Here is a 14,356-nt window from a genome sequence, read left to right as displayed (position 1 = left end):
CCCCAAACCGGCATGAACATCACACCATCGCTGGAAGCGGGATGGAATCACCTACAAATCCACCCACGCTCTGCTACGCAGCATCCACCAGGATCCCTAAGCAAAACCCTCAACAGCCGGAGACCCTTTCGCGGGAGAGGGGCGCGGGCCGTAGGGCCCGCGCCCCTCTTGCTGTTTCTCCGCGCGCGACTTCCCCCGCCCTCCGGCGAAATCATGCCCGCGCCTGGCTTAACAGGTGGCCCCCACAGGGAAATTGATGGTGGCCATCGGCAAATTGAACACAGGAGGAACCATGCTCGCCGTACGCGCGCGTTCGCTGTTCGACGGGGCGGGGCCGGAGCTCGTGGAGCGGCCGCTGGTGCTGGTGGAGAAGGGCCGGATCGTCGACGTCCGGGCCGGCGGGGAGCCGCCCGTCGGTGCGGAGCTGGTCGACCTCGGCGGGGCGACGCTGCTGCCCGGCTTCGTGGACACCCACGTCCACCTGGCCTTCGACGCGAGCGACGACGTGGTGGGCAGCCTGCGCGACGCCGACGACGAGGAACTGCTCGCCCGCATGCGGGCAGCGGCCCGCGCCACGCTCGCCGCGGGCGTGACGACCGTACGGGACCTGGGCGACCGCGGCTATCTCGCGCTGCGGCTGCGCGAGGAGACCGCGAAGGCCCCCGCCGCCGGGCCGCGCGTGCTCGCCTCCGGCCCGCCGGTCACCGTACCCGGCGGGCACTGCTGGTTCCTCGGCGGCGAGGCCAAGGGCGTCGAGGGGCTGCGCGCGGCGGTGCGCGAGCGCGCGGAGCGCGGCGTCGACGTCGTGCACGTGATGGTGACCGGCGGCGACCTGACCCCCGAATCGGACCCGTACCACGCGCAGTACGGGCACACCGAGCTCCGCGCCGTCGTCCGGGAGGCGCACCGGCACGAGTTGCCGATCACCGCGCACGCGCACTCCGCGGCGGGGATCGCCGACGCCGTGGCCGCCGGTTTCGACTCCGTGGAGCACTGCTTCTTCGCCACCGAGGACGCCGAGGACACCGAGGGCGCGGGGGAAGGGGTCGACTACGACCGCCGGGTGATCGACGAGATGTTCCGCGCGGGCGTCGCCGCCTCGCTCACCTTCGGCTCGCTGCCCGGTGTGCCGCCACCGCCCCACGTCCCCCGGCGCCTGCCCGGCACGGTCGCGGGGCTGGACGCGATGCGCCAGGCCGGAGTGATCATGGCCTGTGGCAGCGACTCCGGCACCTTCCCGGTCAGGCCGCACGGCGGCCATCCCCACAGCGTCACCGCGATGGTGGAGCTCGGCTTCACCCCGCTCGAAGCCCTGCGCGCCGCGACCTCCACCGCGGCGCGCGTCTGCGGCGTGGCCTGCCACAAGGGATGTGTCGCCCCCGGCTACGACGCGGACCTCGTCGCGGTGGCCGGGGACCCGCTCGCCGACGTCACCGCGGTGCACGCGGTGACCGCGGTCTTCCGGGGCGGTGCGCGCGTCGTGTGAGGCCGCGTCAGGGGGCGGCCGCTCGTGCCGCCTTGCCCACGTCACGGGAGCCGGGACCGCGCGCGGGGGCCCCGGAGGGCGACGGTTAGGCTGACGGGTCGGCGCCGGCCGTGCCAGGCCCGCAGCCCGAAACCTTCAAAGGGGTGGAGAAGTGAATCTGGCCGTCGCCAACGAGAGCTTGGCGCACATCAGCAACGTCCTGATCTATTCGTCGATGGCCGTCTACACCCTGGCCTTCCTCGCGCTGATCGCCGAATGGATCTTCGGTACCCGGAGCAAGGTCGGCCGTACGGCGGCCGCCCTCGCGGCCAGGGGCGGGAGCCGCGCCACGACCGTCACGGCCGAGGTGCGCGTCGCGAAGACGGGCGGCGCCGGTACGGCGGTGCTGGAGCGGCCGAAGGTCGTCGGGCGCGCCGCCGAGGGCGCCCGCGACATCGCGGACGGCCCGGGCGCCCACGGCGGCGACGAGCAGGGCGACCTCTACGGACGCATCGCCGTCTCCCTCGTGACCCTGGGCTTCCTGCTGTCCGCGGGCGCGGTGGTGAGCCGCTCGCTGTCGGTGCGGCGGGCGCCGTGGGGCAACATGTACGAGTTCTCCACGACCTTCGCGACCGTGGCCGTCGGGGTGTACCTCGCCCTGCTCCTCGCGAGGAAGAACGTGCGCTGGATCGGCCTGCCGCTGGTCACCACCGTCCTGCTGGACCTGGGTGTGGCGGTCACCTGGCTCTACACCGAGAGCGCCCAGCTCGTCCCGGCCCTGCACTCGTACTGGCTGTGGATCCACGTCTCCACCGCCATCTTCTGCGGCGCGGTCCTCTACCTGGGCGCGGTGTCCTCGCTCGGCTACCTCCTGCGCGACCGCTACGAGCTCCGCCTCGCCGACGGTGGCGTCAGCGCCCTGGAACGGCGGCTGGCCGAGGGCGCCCGGGGAGATTCCCGGCCGCTGCTGTGGATCCGGGTCATGGGCAACGACATCATGTCCAGACTGCCCGCCGCGGCCACCCTGGACCGGTTCGCCTACCGGGTGAACGCCGCCGTCTTCCCGCTGTGGACCTTCACCATCATCGCGGGCGCCATCTGGGCGGGCGACGCCTGGGGCCGCTACTGGGGCTGGGACCCCAAGGAGGTCTGGTCCTTCATCACCTGGACCGCGTACGCCTGCTACCTCCACGCCCGCGCCACGGCCGGCTGGAAGGGCCGCAAGGCCGCGTACATCGCGCTGTTCGCGTTCGCGACGTACATCTTCAACTACTACGGCGTGAACTTCCTCTTCGGGGGCAAGCACTCCTACTCGGGCGTCTGAGTCCGGCGACCTCACGTACATCGGTCCTCGGGTGCGGTTCTCCACGGAGCCGCACCCGAGGACCGATGTATTCCGCGGCGGCGCCGACGTCGGGGACGCGAAACAGCCCCTGATCTGCTTTCGCAGGTCAGGGGCTGTTTCCCCGGTGTCGGGACGGCGGGATTTGAACCCACGACCCCTTGACCCCCAGTCAAGTGCGCTACCAAGCTGCGCCACGTCCCGGTGCCGCTTCCCTCCGGTGTTTCCCCCGGCGGTGCGTGCAAGAGAAAAGTATCCTGTTTGGCGCCGTGATCCAAATCGGGGGTCGGGGGAGGGGGTCAGTCCTTGCGTTTGAACTTGTCCGTGGGGATGTCGACCTTGCTGCCGTCGGCCAGGCTCAGGGTGACTGTCTCGCCGTACTCGTACTCCTCGCGTGCCGCATAGGTGTCGCCTTTGGGCCGGGCGAGCAGCGTGCACCGGGCACGGAACGGGTCGATGATCAGAAAGGCGGGGACGCCGTACCGGGCGTACTGCTCCACCTTGATCGCGTAGTCCCTGCTGTCGTTCTTGCTGGAGACGACCTCGATCGCAGCCAGTACGGCCTCGTGCGAATACGGTTCGGTGGCGCCTTCCTCAAGGATTGCCACGTCGGGGCAGCGTGAGGGCTCTCCCGGGAACTGGATCAGCACATCGGACAGGAGCCGCTCCTCGGCGATGCCGGAGGCTTCCGCGGCGTTCTGGACGCGACGGATGGTCCAGCTCTGGATGTTGCTCTGCGGCGTCATGACGATCTGGTCCCCGATCACCTCGATCTTGAAGCCCTCGACGTCGGCCGCCATGTGCTCGGCAGTCCGCGCCAGGATGTCGTCCTGCACGGTCATGGTCATCAACCTCCCCTGCTCGGGCGTCTCGATAGTCGCATCGTAGGCCGCCCTGCCGACAGGAACGCCCGACCGATTCACCTACACGAGCTATTGACGAATCATGCGGCACACTGCATAGTTATACCCATCAGCGCATGGAAAGCGCATCGCACCGTAAGAGGAGAACCCCGTGACCGAGCGCGTCGTACTCGCCTATTCGGGCGGCCTGGACACCTCCGTCGCCATCGGCTGGATCGCCGAGGTGACGGGCGCCGAGGTCATCGCCGTTGCCGTGGATGTCGGCCAGGGCGGCGAGGACCTGGACGTCATCCGCAAGCGCGCGCTCGCCTGCGGTGCGGTGGAGGCGGAGGTCGCCGACGCCAAGGACGAGTTCGCCGAGGAGTACTGCCTCCCGGCGGTCCAGGCCAACGCCCTCTACATGGACCGCTACCCCCTGGTCTCCGCGCTCTCCCGGCCGGTGATCGTCAAGCACCTCGTCGCCGCCGCCAGGAAGCACGGCGCGAGCACCGTCGCCCACGGCTGCACGGGCAAGGGCAACGACCAGGTCCGGTTCGAGGCCGGGATCTCCTCGCTCGCCCCCGAGCTCACCTGCATCGCCCCCGTCCGGGACTACGCGATGACCCGGGACAAGGCCATCGCCTTCTGCGAGGCCAAGCAGCTCCCCATCGCCACCACCAAGAAGTCGCCGTACTCCATCGACCAGAACGTCTTCGGGCGTGCCGTCGAGACCGGCTTCCTGGAGGACATCTGGAACGCCCCCATCGAGGACGTCTACGACTACACGGCGAACCCCGCCACTCCCCGCGACCCCGACGAGGTCGTGATCACCTTCGAGCGGGGCGTCCCCGTCGCCATCGACGGTGCGGCCGTCACCCCGCTCCAGGCGATCCAGCAGCTCAACGAGCGGGCCGGGGCCCAGGGCATCGGCCGGATCGACATGGTCGAGGACCGGCTCGTCGGCATCAAGTCCCGGGAGATCTACGAGGCGCCCGGCGCCATCGCCCTGATCACCGCCCATCAGGAGCTGGAGAACGTCACCGTCGAGCGCGAGCTCGCCCGCTACAAGCGGCAGGTCGAGCAGCGGTGGAGCGAGCTCGTCTACGACGGCCTGTGGTTCTCGCCGCTCAAGCGGGCCCTCGACGGCTTCATCGCCGAGGCCAACCAGCACGTCACCGGCGACATCCGGATGACCCTGCACGGCGGCCGCGCCGTCGTCACCGGCCGGAAGTCCCCGCAGTCGCTCTACGACTTCAACCTCGCCACCTACGACACCGGCGACACCTTCGACCAGTCGCTCTCCAAGGGCTTCATCGAGATCTTCGGCCTCTCGTCGAAGATCGCCGCCAAGCGTGACCTGGTCTGACCCCCGGACCGTTATCCCTCGTGCGACGCCGCCTCCCCGCCCCGTGGCGGGGAGGCGGCCGCACACCATCCGTACCTTTTCCGAGGAGCAAGCACGTGAGCAACGGCAACAGCGGCGACGTACGGCTCTGGGGAGGCCGGTTCGCGGACGGGCCCGCCGAGGCACTGGCCAGGCTCTCCGCCTCCGTCCACTTCGACTGGCGTCTGGCCCCCTACGACATCGCCGGCTCCCGTGCCCACGCCCGCGTCCTGCACAAGGCGGGCCTGCTCACCGCGGACGAGCTCGGACGCATGACCGACGGCCTCGACCGGCTGGAGGCCGACGTCGCGGCGGGCACCTTCACCGGCACCATCGCCGACGAGGACGTGCACACCGCCCTGGAGCGCGGGCTGCTGGAACGGCTCGGCCCCGACCTCGGCGGGAAGCTGCGCGCCGGGCGGTCCCGCAACGACCAGGTCGCCACCCTCTTCCGGATGTACCTGCGCGACCACGCGCGGATCATCGGCGGCCTGCTCGCCGACCTCCAGGAGGCGCTCGTCGGCCTCGCCGAGGCCCACGCGGACGTGGCCATGCCGGGGCGTACGCATCTGCAGCACGCCCAGCCCGTGCTCTTCGCCCACCACGTCCTCGCCCATGTCCAGGCGCTCTCGCGGGACGCGGAGCGGCTGCGGCAGTGGGACACGCGCACGGCCGTCTCCCCGTACGGCTCGGGGGCGCTCGCCGGTTCCTCCCTCGGCCTCGACCCGGAGGCGGTCGCCGCCGACCTGGGCTTCGAGCGCGGCTCCGCGGGCAACTCGATCGACGGGACGGCCTCCCGGGACTTCGTCGCCGAGTTCGCCTTCATCACGGCGATGATCGGCGTCGACCTGTCGCGGATCGCCGAGGAGGTCATCATCTGGAACACGAAGGAGTTCTCCTTCGTGACCCTCCACGACGCCTTCTCCACCGGCTCCTCGATCATGCCGCAGAAGAAGAACCCCGACATCGCCGAGCTCGCGCGTGGCAAGTCGGGGCGGCTCATCGGCAACCTGACCGGCCTGCTCGCCACCCTCAAGGCGCTGCCGCTCGCCTACAACCGCGACCTCCAGGAGGACAAGGAGCCCGTTTTCGACTCCTGCGACCAGCTGGAGATCCTGCTCCCGGCCTTCACCGGGATGATGGCGACCCTCACCGTCAACCGCGCCCGGATGGAGGAGCTCGCCCCGGCGGGTTTCTCGCTCGCCACGGATGTCGCGGAGTGGCTTGTGAAGCAGGGTGTGCCGTTCCGCGTCGCGCACGAGGTGGCGGGGGAGTGCGTCAAGGAGTGCGAGGTGCGGGGGATCGAGCTCGATGAGCTCACGGACGAGCAGTTCGCGGCCATCTCGGATTACCTCACGCCTGAGGTGCGCACCGTGCTCAATGTGCCGGGTGCGCTTGCCGCGCGGAGTGGGCGGGGCGGTACGGCGCCGTCCGCTGTCGCCGTGCAGCTCGGCGAGGTGAAGGCCGATCTCGCGGTGCAGCGGGAGTGGGCCGGGGCCCGGCGCTGATCCCGCGCCTGCCGGGGTGCCTCTTGCGCTGCGCGCGCGGGTGCGGGTCCGGTGTGGCTGGTCGCGCCCACGCGGCGGAGCCGCATATTGATACTGCCCCGCGCCCCTTCGGGGCGCAGCCCAGGTGGCGGAGCCGCATGATGCAGCGACCCGTACGCGATCAATAGTGAGACATCGGCCACCCGAATGAGACATCAGCGTCTCATTCGGGTTATGGTCGTCTCATGAGTGTCGACCGTGACCATGTGCTCAAGGAAGCCGCCGGGCTGCTCACCCGCAAGGCGACGGCGTCCATGGACGAGATCGCCCGCGCCGCGGGCATCAGCCGCGCGACGCTGCACCGGCACTTCGCCGGCCGTGACGCGCTCGTCCGCGCGCTGGAAGATCTCGGCATCCGTCAGTTCGGGCACGCCCTCGACCGGGCCGGGACCGAGGAGGGCGACGCGGCCGACGCCGTCCGGCGGCTGATCGCCGAGACCGAGTCCGCCGCCGGCCTCCTCGCCTTCCTCTTCTGCGAGAACCAGCTCTACGAAGCCGGGGTCAACGAAGGCTGGAACCGCCTCGACGCCCGGGTCACCGCACTCTTCGTCCGCGGCCAGGAAGAAGGAACCTTCCGGCTCGACCTCTCGCCCGCCTGGCTCACCGAGGCCTTCTACGGCCTGGTCGGCTCCGGCGCCTGGGCCGTCCAGGAGGGCAGGGTCGCGGCCAAGGACCGCACCCGCATGGTCGCCGAGCTGCTGCTCGGCGGCGCCGAACGGAGGACCAAACCGTGATCGCCGGCCATACCGAGAGTCCGCGGAAGGTCGCCCCCGACGCACCGGAGACGCCCCGACCGGGACGCTGGCTCGCGCTGGCCGTCCTCGTCCTGGCCGTCCTCCTGGTCGCCGTCGACGCGACCGTCCTCGGTCTCGCAACCCCGTTCCTGAGTGAGGACCTCCGCCCTTCCGGCACCCAGCTGCTGTGGATCGGCGACGTCTACTCCTTCGTCATCGCAGGCCTCCTGGTCTCGATGGGCAGCCTCGGCGACCGCATCGGCCGCAAGAAGCTGCTGCTCACCGGCGCGCTCGCGTTCGGTGCCGTCTCCGTGCTCAACGCCTACGCGTCCAGCCCCGAGATGATGATCGCCGCCCGCGCCCTGCTCGGCGTGGCGGGCGCCACACTGATGCCCTCCACCCTGGCCCTCATCCGCAACCTCTTCACCGACCCCAGGGAACGCAGCCTGGCCATCGGCATCTGGGGTGCCATGGCCTCCGCCGGTGCCGCCGTCGGCCCGGTCGTGGGCGGCTTCCTGCTGGAGAACTTCTGGTGGGGCTCGGTCTTCCTGATCAACCTGCCGGTCATGGCCGTGCTCGTGCTCGTCGGCGTCAAGCTGCTGCCCGAGTCGCGCGACCCCTCGCCCGGCCCGTGGGACCTGCTGAGCGTCGGCCTGTCGATGGCCGGGATCGTGGCCGTCGTCTACGCGGTCAAGGAGACCGCGGCGTACGGCTTCGGCTGGACGTACCTGCTCACGGGCGCGGCCGGGGTGCTGATCATGGTGTGGTTCGTCCGGCGCCAGCTCGTCCTGCCCAAGCCGCTGCTCGACATGAGGCTCTTTCAGCACCGGGGCTTCTCCGGCGCGGTCCTCGCCGACCTGCTGACCATCCTGGGCCTCGCCGGGCTGGTGTTCTTCCTGTCGCAGTTCCTCCAGCTGGTGCAGGGCCGCACCCCGCTCCAGGCGGGGCTGGCCGAACTGCCCGCCGCCGTCGGCGCGGTGACGGCCGGTCTGCTCGCGGGCAAGGCCGCCCGGCGCTGGTCCGTGCGGTCCGTGGTGGCCGGCGGTCTCGCGGCGATAGGCCTCGCGCTCGCGGCCCTGTGCCTGCTGCACGCCGACACCCCGTTCACCCTCCTGGGCACGGTGCTGCTGGTCGTCGGCGTCGGTGCGGGCTTCTCCTTCACCGTGACCGCCGACGTGATCCTCTCCAGCGTGCCCAAGGAACAGGCGGGCGCCGCCTCCGCCGTCTCGGAGACGGCGTACGAGCTGGGCGCGGCGCTCGGCATCGCGCTGCTCGGCTCGATCGTCACCGGCGTCTACCGCGGCTTCACCGTCCCCGCCGGAACCCCGGGCGGCGCGGCCGCCACCGCCCACGACTCCCTCGGCGGCGCGGTCGAGACCGCCAAGGAGCTGCCGCGCGCGACCGGCGACGCCCTGCTCACCGCGGCGCAGGACGCCTTCGTCGAGGGGCTGCGCATCGCGGCCGGTATCGGCGCGGCCGTGCTGCTGGCCACCGCCGTCGCGGCCTGGTTCCTCCTGCGCGGCCAGCGCCTGGAGGAGGGTTCCGCCGAGCACTGAACACTGAGCACTGAGCGCGGGTACGACGGAACGTCGCCGCGTGCTGAGCGCGACTGAGTCCGGTTGAGCTCAAGTGAGCATCACATCGCACATGGGCCGGGGCGGCAAGCCCCGGTCCATGTGACTTATCCCGGAAACATTTGCCCTTGACGTGATCCTTATGCGGGCGTCACGATCTCGTCCACTGGTCGACATTGTCGAACGTGGTTCGGACGAGAGTCCCCGTGCAAAGGACACCCCCCATGCGTCTGCGCAGAACAGTCAGGCTCCTCCTCGCCGCGGCCGCCACCGCGACCCTCGGGTTCGCGGGTCTCGCGACGCCCGCCTCGGCCTCCGTGCTCGACATACCGCCGCGCGGTGCCAACGACTGGTCGTGCAAGCCGGATTCGGCGCACCCGGAGCCCGTCGTGCTCGTCAACGGCACCTTCAAGCTCATGGCGGAGAACTGGGCGGCTCTCTCGCCCAAGCTCAAGGACGCGGGCTACTGCGTCTTCGCCTTCAACTACGGGCGCATGGAGACGGCCCCGATCCCCGAGGCGGCCGCCGAGCTGCGGGACTTCGTCGAGGCCGTGCGGGGCGCCACGGGTGCCGCCAAGGTCGACATCGTCGGCCACAGCCAGGGCGGCATGATGCCGCGCTACTACGTCAAGTTCCTCGGCGGCGCGGACAAGGTGAACGACCTCGTCGGCATCGTCCCCTCCAACCACGGCACCACGAACCCGCTCGCGAAGCCCGCGGGCTGGACCTTCTGCCCGTCCTGCGTGGACCAGCAGGTCGGCTCCGACCTGATGAAGAAGCTCAACGAGGGCGACGAGACCCCGGCCGGGCCCGAGTACACCGTCATCACCACCCGGCACGACGAGGTCGTCGTCCCCTACACCAGCGCCCTGCTGACCGGGCCCAAGGAGCACCTCACCAACGTCGTGCTCCAGGACAAGTGCCCGCTCGACCCCTTCATGCACGACCAGGCGACCAAGGACCCGGTCGTCGCCCAGTGGGTGCTCAACGCCTTGGGCCGCAAGGGCCCGGCCGACCCGGGCTTCCAGCCCCAGTGCATCTCTCTCTGAGCCCTCTGAGTTCTCTGAGTTCTCAGGGGTGAGCCCGGGTCAGGGGTGCGGCGGCCGCGTCAGGCGGCCTTGGAGTCCCGCGCCTTGGTGGCGTACATGTCCACGTACTCCTGGCCCGACAGCTCCATGACCTCGGTCATGACCTCGTCCGTGACGGCCCGCAGCACATAGCGGTCGCGGTCCATGCCCTCGTAGCGGGAGAAGTCCAGCGGCTTGCCGAAGCGGACGGTCACGGGGGCGATCCGCAGCCGGCCCTTGCCACCCGGCTGCACCTTGTCCATCCCGATCATCGCGAACGGCACCACCGGCGCGCCGGTCATCAGCGTCAGACGCGCGATGCCGGTGCGGCCGCGGTAGAGACGGCCGTCGGGGGAGCGGGTGCCCTCGGGGTAGATCCCGAAGACCTTGCCCTCGTCCAGCACCCGCTTGCCCGTCATCAGCGCGGCGACACCGCCGTGGCCGCCGTCGCGGTCCACCGGGATCATGCCGGAGCAGCCGAAGAACCAGGCCATCAGACGGCCCTTGAGCCCCTTGCCCGTCACGTACTCGTCCTTGCCGATGAAGAACACCTGCCGCTTGACGACGAGCGCGAGGACGAGGGAGTCGACGAAGGTGTTGTGGCTGCCCGCCAGGATCACCGGACCGTTCCCGGGGATGTTCTCCGTGCCCTCCACCTTGGGGCGGTACAGGACGCGCAGGAGCAATCCGAGAAACGCCTTGAGCAAGATGCGGGACAACGGGCGGCCCTCCGGTCGTGATGGTCGAGGTGGGGTGGCGCATGCCTGCGCGAGGGTGACCATACTCGCCGGTACCCCTGGCCCGCACGCCGGGTTCATGCACCCGATACGGAGTGTTGACATGAGTTTGCCCCCAGTTTGACCCTCGTCCTCCCGTCGGAAAGTCGCACGTGTTTACGATCTGCGCGAACGACCAGACGAATGACAGGTGCCCGACAGGCGCACCGAGCACACCAGCACGACAAGCATCACCAGCACCACGGCATCACAGCACCACGTACGCGAGACAACGCGAGGAGCGTTCATGCAGCAGGAGCAGCGGCCGGGCAGGCGCACCGTCCTGGGGGCCGCCGCGGCCCTCGGAGCCGGGGCGGTCGTCCTCGGCGGGGGCGCGGGCACGGCCGGCGCCGCACAGCGCGGCGCCGTCCCCACCGGCGACACCGAGGCGTACGCCCGCGGGCACGGCGACTCCGGCTCGTACAAGGACCTGCCGACGCCGACCGTCATCGGTCACCGCGGCGCCTGCGGCTACCGCCCCGAGCACACCTTCGGCTCGTACGAGTACGCGCTGGCCAACGGCGCGGACGTGATCGAGCAGGACCTCGTCCCCACCAAGGACGGGCACCTCGTCTGCCGCCACGAGAACGACATCACGGCCACCACGGACGTCGCCACGCGCAAGGAGTTCGCCTCCCGCAAGACGACCAAGACGGTCGATGGCGAGAAGCACACCGGCTGGTTCACCGAGGACTTCACCCTCGCCGAGCTCAAGACGCTGCGCGCGATCGAGCGCATCCCCGGCAACCGCCAGCGCAACACCCTCTACGACGGCCGCTGGGACGTCCCCACCTTCGAAGAGGTCCTCAAGTGGGCCGACCGCAAGGGGCGCGAGCGCGGCCGGAAGATATGGCTGCACGTCGAGACCAAGCACCCCACCTACTTCCGCAAGGCCGGGCTCGGCCTGGAGGAGCCGCTTGCCAAGCTGCTGCGCCGCTACGGCCGCGCGGGCCGCAACGGGCACACCTTCCTCCAGTCCTTCGAGCCCAGCAGCCTCCAGCGCCTCGGCAGGCTCGGCGTCGACGGCCCGAAGATCCTGCTGCTGGACGACCTGCCCACCCGCCCCTGGGACTTCGTCGAGGCCAAGGACCCGCGCACCGTCGCCGACCTGATCACGCCCAAGGGCCTGAAGTGGGTCGCGGGCTTCGCCCAGGGCATCGGCCCGTGGCTGAACCTGATCATCCCCCGTGGCAAGGACGACAAGCTCACCCAGCCGACCGGCCTGGTCAAGGACGCGCACGCGCAGGGCCTGATCCTGCACCCGTACACCATGCGCAACGAGAACAGCTTCCTGCCCGCCGACTTCCGGCGCGGCACCGACCCCAACGCCTACGGCGACGCCTTCGGCGCGTTCAAGACGTACTTCGCCACCGGCATCGACGGCATCTTCTCCGACAACTGCGACACCGCCGCCCTCGCGCGGAACGACTTCCACAAGAAGTAGCCGGAAGCAGCAGGCGTCAGCGCGTGCCGCGCCCTCACCTGGACGGGTGAGGGCGCGGCACGTCGGCAACCGGCGGGCGGGGCGGTCACGTCCCGCCCGTCATGACACCGATCCAATCTCTGAGCGCACTGCGGCCGCTGCTCGCGGCGGAGTGCGCGGCGGAGGCGCCCGCCGCGGGCATCGAGGCCGCCGACCTCGAACAGTCCGTCTGGGTGCGGCTGCTGAGCGACCGGAGCACCGACCGCGGCCGCCGGTCCGTCTCGGCGCTGCGGCTGCGCGCCGCCGTCCGGGCCGAGGCCCGCGTCGCGCGCCGCCGGGCCCGTCGCGAGGTGCTCTACGACCCGACGACGGGCGAACCGCCGGGAGAGTCCTGTGTGGAGGCGGCCGTCCTCGCCGCCGAGGAGGGCCGGGCCCTGCGCGCCGCGGTGCGCCGACTGCCCGGCCGGTGCCCGGGACTGCTCGCCGCGCTGCTCTCCCGCAGAGACCCGACCTACCGGGAAATCGCAGGCGAGTTGGGTATCTCACAAGGATCTTTGGGGCCGGTCCGTTCCCGTTGCCTTGGTTGTCTGCGCAGAATGCTGACGGCGGAGGTTGGCGCTTCTGAACGTGGGGGAAAGGAGCGTTAGACAGCCGGCGCCATGGAGGCGACGTGTATCGCGACGGCTCCTGTCAGGGCGGACCGAACCGAAAAGGGGAGGCATGCGCACATGGGCATGAGCGTGACCATCTCTGCGGCGACCGAAGACGATGCCGAGCAGATCCTCAAGCTCCAGTACCTCTGCTACACCGGCGAGGCGGAGCGGTACGGCGACTACACCATCGAACCCCTCACCCAGAGCCTCGACGGGCTCCGCGCGGAGCTCGCCCGCGGCCGCGTCCTCGTGGCCCGGCTCGGTGACGAGGTCGTCGGCTCGGTGCGGGGCGCGGTCGACGCGGACGGCACGGCCTCGATCGCCGGGCTGATCGTGCACCCGCGCATGCAGCGGCACGGGCTGGGCGGGCGGCTGCTCACCGCCGTCGAGGACAGCCTGGCGGCCGAGCTCGGCGCGCGCCGGTTCCGGCTGACCACGGGGCTCCGCCAGGAGGGGAACCTGCGGCGTTACCGCAAGTGGGGCTACGCGAAGGTCGACGGCGAGCTGGTGAAGGCGGCCGGGGTCCTCGCCGGGACGTGACCCGGAAGCGGGACCCGGGCCGCCGCCGTGCCGGACGGAGACCGGACGGGCCGAACTCAGCCCGTCCGGTCCGCGGCCGCCCTGCGGAGCCAGATCATCGCCGTCACCGGGAGGATGACGGGGATGAAGAGGTAGCCCATGCCGTAGTCGGACCACACCGTCGCGTCCGGGAAGGCGGACGGCGCCGCGAGGGTCCACGTGCCGACGACCAGCACTCCGGCCAGCTCCAGCGCACAGCACACCTGCGCCGCCCTGCGGGCCGCGGGCCCGCCGCGCACCAGGGAGTACGTGATGAAGGCGTACACCACCGCGGCCACCGCGGAGAGCACATAGGCGAGCGGGGCCCGGCCGAAGTCCAGGATCATCTGGACGATCGAGCGGGAGGCCGCAGCGACGGTGAAGACGCCGTAGAGCCAGACCAGCAGCCTGCCCGGCCCCTGACCGAGGTCGAAGGCGGCCTTGGCGGCGGGCTCGGAATCGGTCATGGTCAGCCTCCCCAGATGTCGTAGAGCCGCACTTCGAGCACGGCCAGGATGACGCCGCCCGCGGCCACCGTGGCCGAACCCCAGCGCGTCCGCTCCACGAGCGACATGAACCCGGCGGCGGGTACGGCGGCCGCGGAGCCGATCAGATAGGCGATGAAGACGGCCATGCCCTGCGCGGGCCGGTCGCCGCCCGACAGCCGCACGACACCGACGACCAGCTGGACGAGGGCCAGGAGCGCCACGACGGCCATGCCGATGAAGTGCCAGTCCTTGGTGGACTGGTCGCGCGAGAAGGCGAAGCCGCACCAGGCGGCGAGCGCGAGGGCGGCCAGGCCGACCGCGAGCGTCAGCGCGTCGATCACCGCGGGTCCCCTGCGGGGCGGTGCGGATGGGGCTTGAGCATGGGGACGACTTTATCGGCCCCCACCCGGGGGCTCCGCCCCCGGACCCCCCGTTGTCGTGGTGCGGCCCGGTGGTCCGGTTGTGCCCACCCGTTCCGCCCCTAGCGGAACGCATGCCCACAA

Annotated in this window: 14 protein-coding genes and 1 tRNA gene; 10 read left to right on the top strand and 5 right to left on the bottom strand. The window is 70.8% G+C overall.

What is annotated here, in order from left to right; all coding sequences use genetic code 11:
• Positions 1–292: 292 nt before the first annotated feature.
• Positions 293–1,486 (top strand): amidohydrolase family protein, encoded by a 1,194-nt coding sequence (locus K6I34_RS16870; protein ID WP_229326989.1) that lies wholly within the window; start codon positions 293–295, stop codon positions 1,484–1,486.
• A 151-nt stretch (positions 1,487–1,637) separates the two neighbouring features.
• Positions 1,638–2,789: a c-type cytochrome biogenesis protein CcsB gene (gene ccsB / locus K6I34_RS16865; RefSeq protein ID WP_229326987.1), complete on the top strand. Its 1,152-nt coding sequence runs from the start codon at positions 1,638–1,640 to the stop codon at positions 2,787–2,789.
• 148 nt (positions 2,790–2,937) lie between these two features.
• Here ccsB and K6I34_RS16860 read toward each other — a convergent pair.
• Positions 2,938–3,011, bottom strand: a tRNA-Pro gene (locus K6I34_RS16860).
• Between the two features lie 95 nt (positions 3,012–3,106).
• Positions 3,107–3,655, bottom strand: coding sequence for a Uma2 family endonuclease (locus K6I34_RS16855; protein WP_229326985.1), 549 nt, complete (start codon positions 3,653–3,655; stop codon positions 3,107–3,109).
• Positions 3,656–3,821: 166 nt separating this feature from the next.
• Here K6I34_RS16855 and K6I34_RS16850 point away from each other — a divergent pair, with 166 nt between their 5' ends.
• From K6I34_RS16850 to K6I34_RS16830, 5 genes are all read left to right on the top strand, one after another.
• Positions 3,822–5,015 (top strand): argininosuccinate synthase, encoded by a 1,194-nt coding sequence (locus tag K6I34_RS16850; protein ID WP_229326983.1) that lies wholly within the window; start codon positions 3,822–3,824, stop codon positions 5,013–5,015.
• A 95-nt stretch (positions 5,016–5,110) separates the two neighbouring features.
• Complete coding sequence (argH, locus tag K6I34_RS16845; protein WP_229326981.1) at positions 5,111–6,541, top strand: argininosuccinate lyase; 1,431 nt, start codon at positions 5,111–5,113, stop codon at positions 6,539–6,541.
• Between the two features lie 224 nt (positions 6,542–6,765).
• Positions 6,766–7,314, top strand: a complete 549-nt coding sequence (locus K6I34_RS16840; RefSeq protein WP_229326979.1) for a TetR/AcrR family transcriptional regulator — start codon at positions 6,766–6,768, stop codon at positions 7,312–7,314.
• Complete coding sequence (locus K6I34_RS16835) at positions 7,311–8,870, top strand: MFS transporter (protein ID WP_374230945.1); 1,560 nt, start codon at positions 7,311–7,313, stop codon at positions 8,868–8,870. Before K6I34_RS16840 ends, K6I34_RS16835 begins: the two co-directional genes overlap by 4 nt.
• 242 nt (positions 8,871–9,112) lie before the next feature.
• The gene (locus tag K6I34_RS16830) at positions 9,113–9,937 is read left to right on the top strand and encodes an alpha/beta fold hydrolase (RefSeq protein ID WP_229326977.1); all 825 of its coding nucleotides are present in this window, start codon (positions 9,113–9,115) and stop codon (positions 9,935–9,937) included.
• 59 nt (positions 9,938–9,996) lie between these two features.
• Here K6I34_RS16830 and K6I34_RS16825 read toward each other — a convergent pair whose 3' ends face one another.
• On the bottom strand, positions 9,997–10,674 hold the full coding sequence (locus K6I34_RS16825) for a 1-acyl-sn-glycerol-3-phosphate acyltransferase (RefSeq protein WP_229326975.1): 678 nt from the start codon (positions 10,672–10,674) through the stop codon (positions 9,997–9,999).
• Positions 10,675–10,978: 304 nt separating this feature from the next.
• Between K6I34_RS16825 and K6I34_RS16820 the strand changes: the two genes are divergently transcribed.
• From K6I34_RS16820 to K6I34_RS16810, 3 genes are all read left to right on the top strand, one after another.
• Positions 10,979–12,175 (top strand): glycerophosphodiester phosphodiesterase, encoded by a 1,197-nt coding sequence (locus tag K6I34_RS16820; protein WP_229326973.1) that lies wholly within the window; start codon positions 10,979–10,981, stop codon positions 12,173–12,175.
• 101 nt (positions 12,176–12,276) lie between these two features.
• Complete coding sequence (locus tag K6I34_RS16815; protein WP_229326971.1) at positions 12,277–12,801, top strand: RNA polymerase sigma factor; 525 nt, start codon at positions 12,277–12,279, stop codon at positions 12,799–12,801.
• 12 nt (positions 12,802–12,813) lie between these two features.
• Positions 12,814–13,347 carry a GNAT family N-acetyltransferase gene (locus tag K6I34_RS16810; protein WP_374230944.1) on the top strand — a complete coding sequence of 178 codons (534 nt, stop codon included), beginning with the start codon at positions 12,814–12,816 and terminating at the stop codon, positions 13,345–13,347.
• A gap of 56 nt (positions 13,348–13,403) precedes the next feature.
• On the opposite strand, the gene K6I34_RS16805 is transcribed toward K6I34_RS16810, so the two are convergent.
• Both K6I34_RS16805 and K6I34_RS16800 read right to left on the bottom strand, forming a co-directional pair.
• On the bottom strand, positions 13,404–13,832 hold the full coding sequence (locus tag K6I34_RS16805) for a hypothetical protein (protein ID WP_229326967.1): 429 nt from the start codon (positions 13,830–13,832) through the stop codon (positions 13,404–13,406).
• A 2-nt stretch (positions 13,833–13,834) separates the two neighbouring features.
• Positions 13,835–14,194, bottom strand: a complete 360-nt coding sequence (locus K6I34_RS16800) for a hypothetical protein (RefSeq protein WP_229326966.1) — start codon at positions 14,192–14,194, stop codon at positions 13,835–13,837.
• Between the last annotated feature and the right edge of the window lie 162 nt (positions 14,195–14,356).

It is taken from the genome of Streptomyces sp. UNOC14_S4 (genome assembly GCF_020740835.1).
Taxonomy (GTDB): Bacteria; Actinomycetota; Actinomycetes; order Streptomycetales; family Streptomycetaceae; genus Streptomyces.
This window is presented reverse-complemented; position numbering and strand designations above follow the sequence as displayed.

Coding starts and splice junctions, on each gene's coding strand:
- K6I34_RS16870 (WP_229326989.1), top strand. CDS start 293: ATGCTCGCCGTACGCGCGCGTTCGCTGTTCGACGGGGCGGGGCCGGAG.
- K6I34_RS16855 (WP_229326985.1), bottom strand. CDS start 3,655: ATGACCATGACCGTGCAGGACGACATCCTGGCGCGGACTGCCGAGCAC.
- K6I34_RS16840 (WP_229326979.1), top strand. CDS start 6,766: ATGAGTGTCGACCGTGACCATGTGCTCAAGGAAGCCGCCGGGCTGCTC.
- K6I34_RS16830 (WP_229326977.1), top strand. CDS start 9,113: ATGCGTCTGCGCAGAACAGTCAGGCTCCTCCTCGCCGCGGCCGCCACC.
- K6I34_RS16820 (WP_229326973.1), top strand. CDS start 10,979: ATGCAGCAGGAGCAGCGGCCGGGCAGGCGCACCGTCCTGGGGGCCGCC.
- K6I34_RS16815 (WP_229326971.1), top strand. CDS start 12,277: ATGACACCGATCCAATCTCTGAGCGCACTGCGGCCGCTGCTCGCGGCG.
- K6I34_RS16810 (WP_374230944.1), top strand. CDS start 12,814: ATGGAGGCGACGTGTATCGCGACGGCTCCTGTCAGGGCGGACCGAACC.
- K6I34_RS16805 (WP_229326967.1), bottom strand. CDS start 13,832: ATGACCGATTCCGAGCCCGCCGCCAAGGCCGCCTTCGACCTCGGTCAG.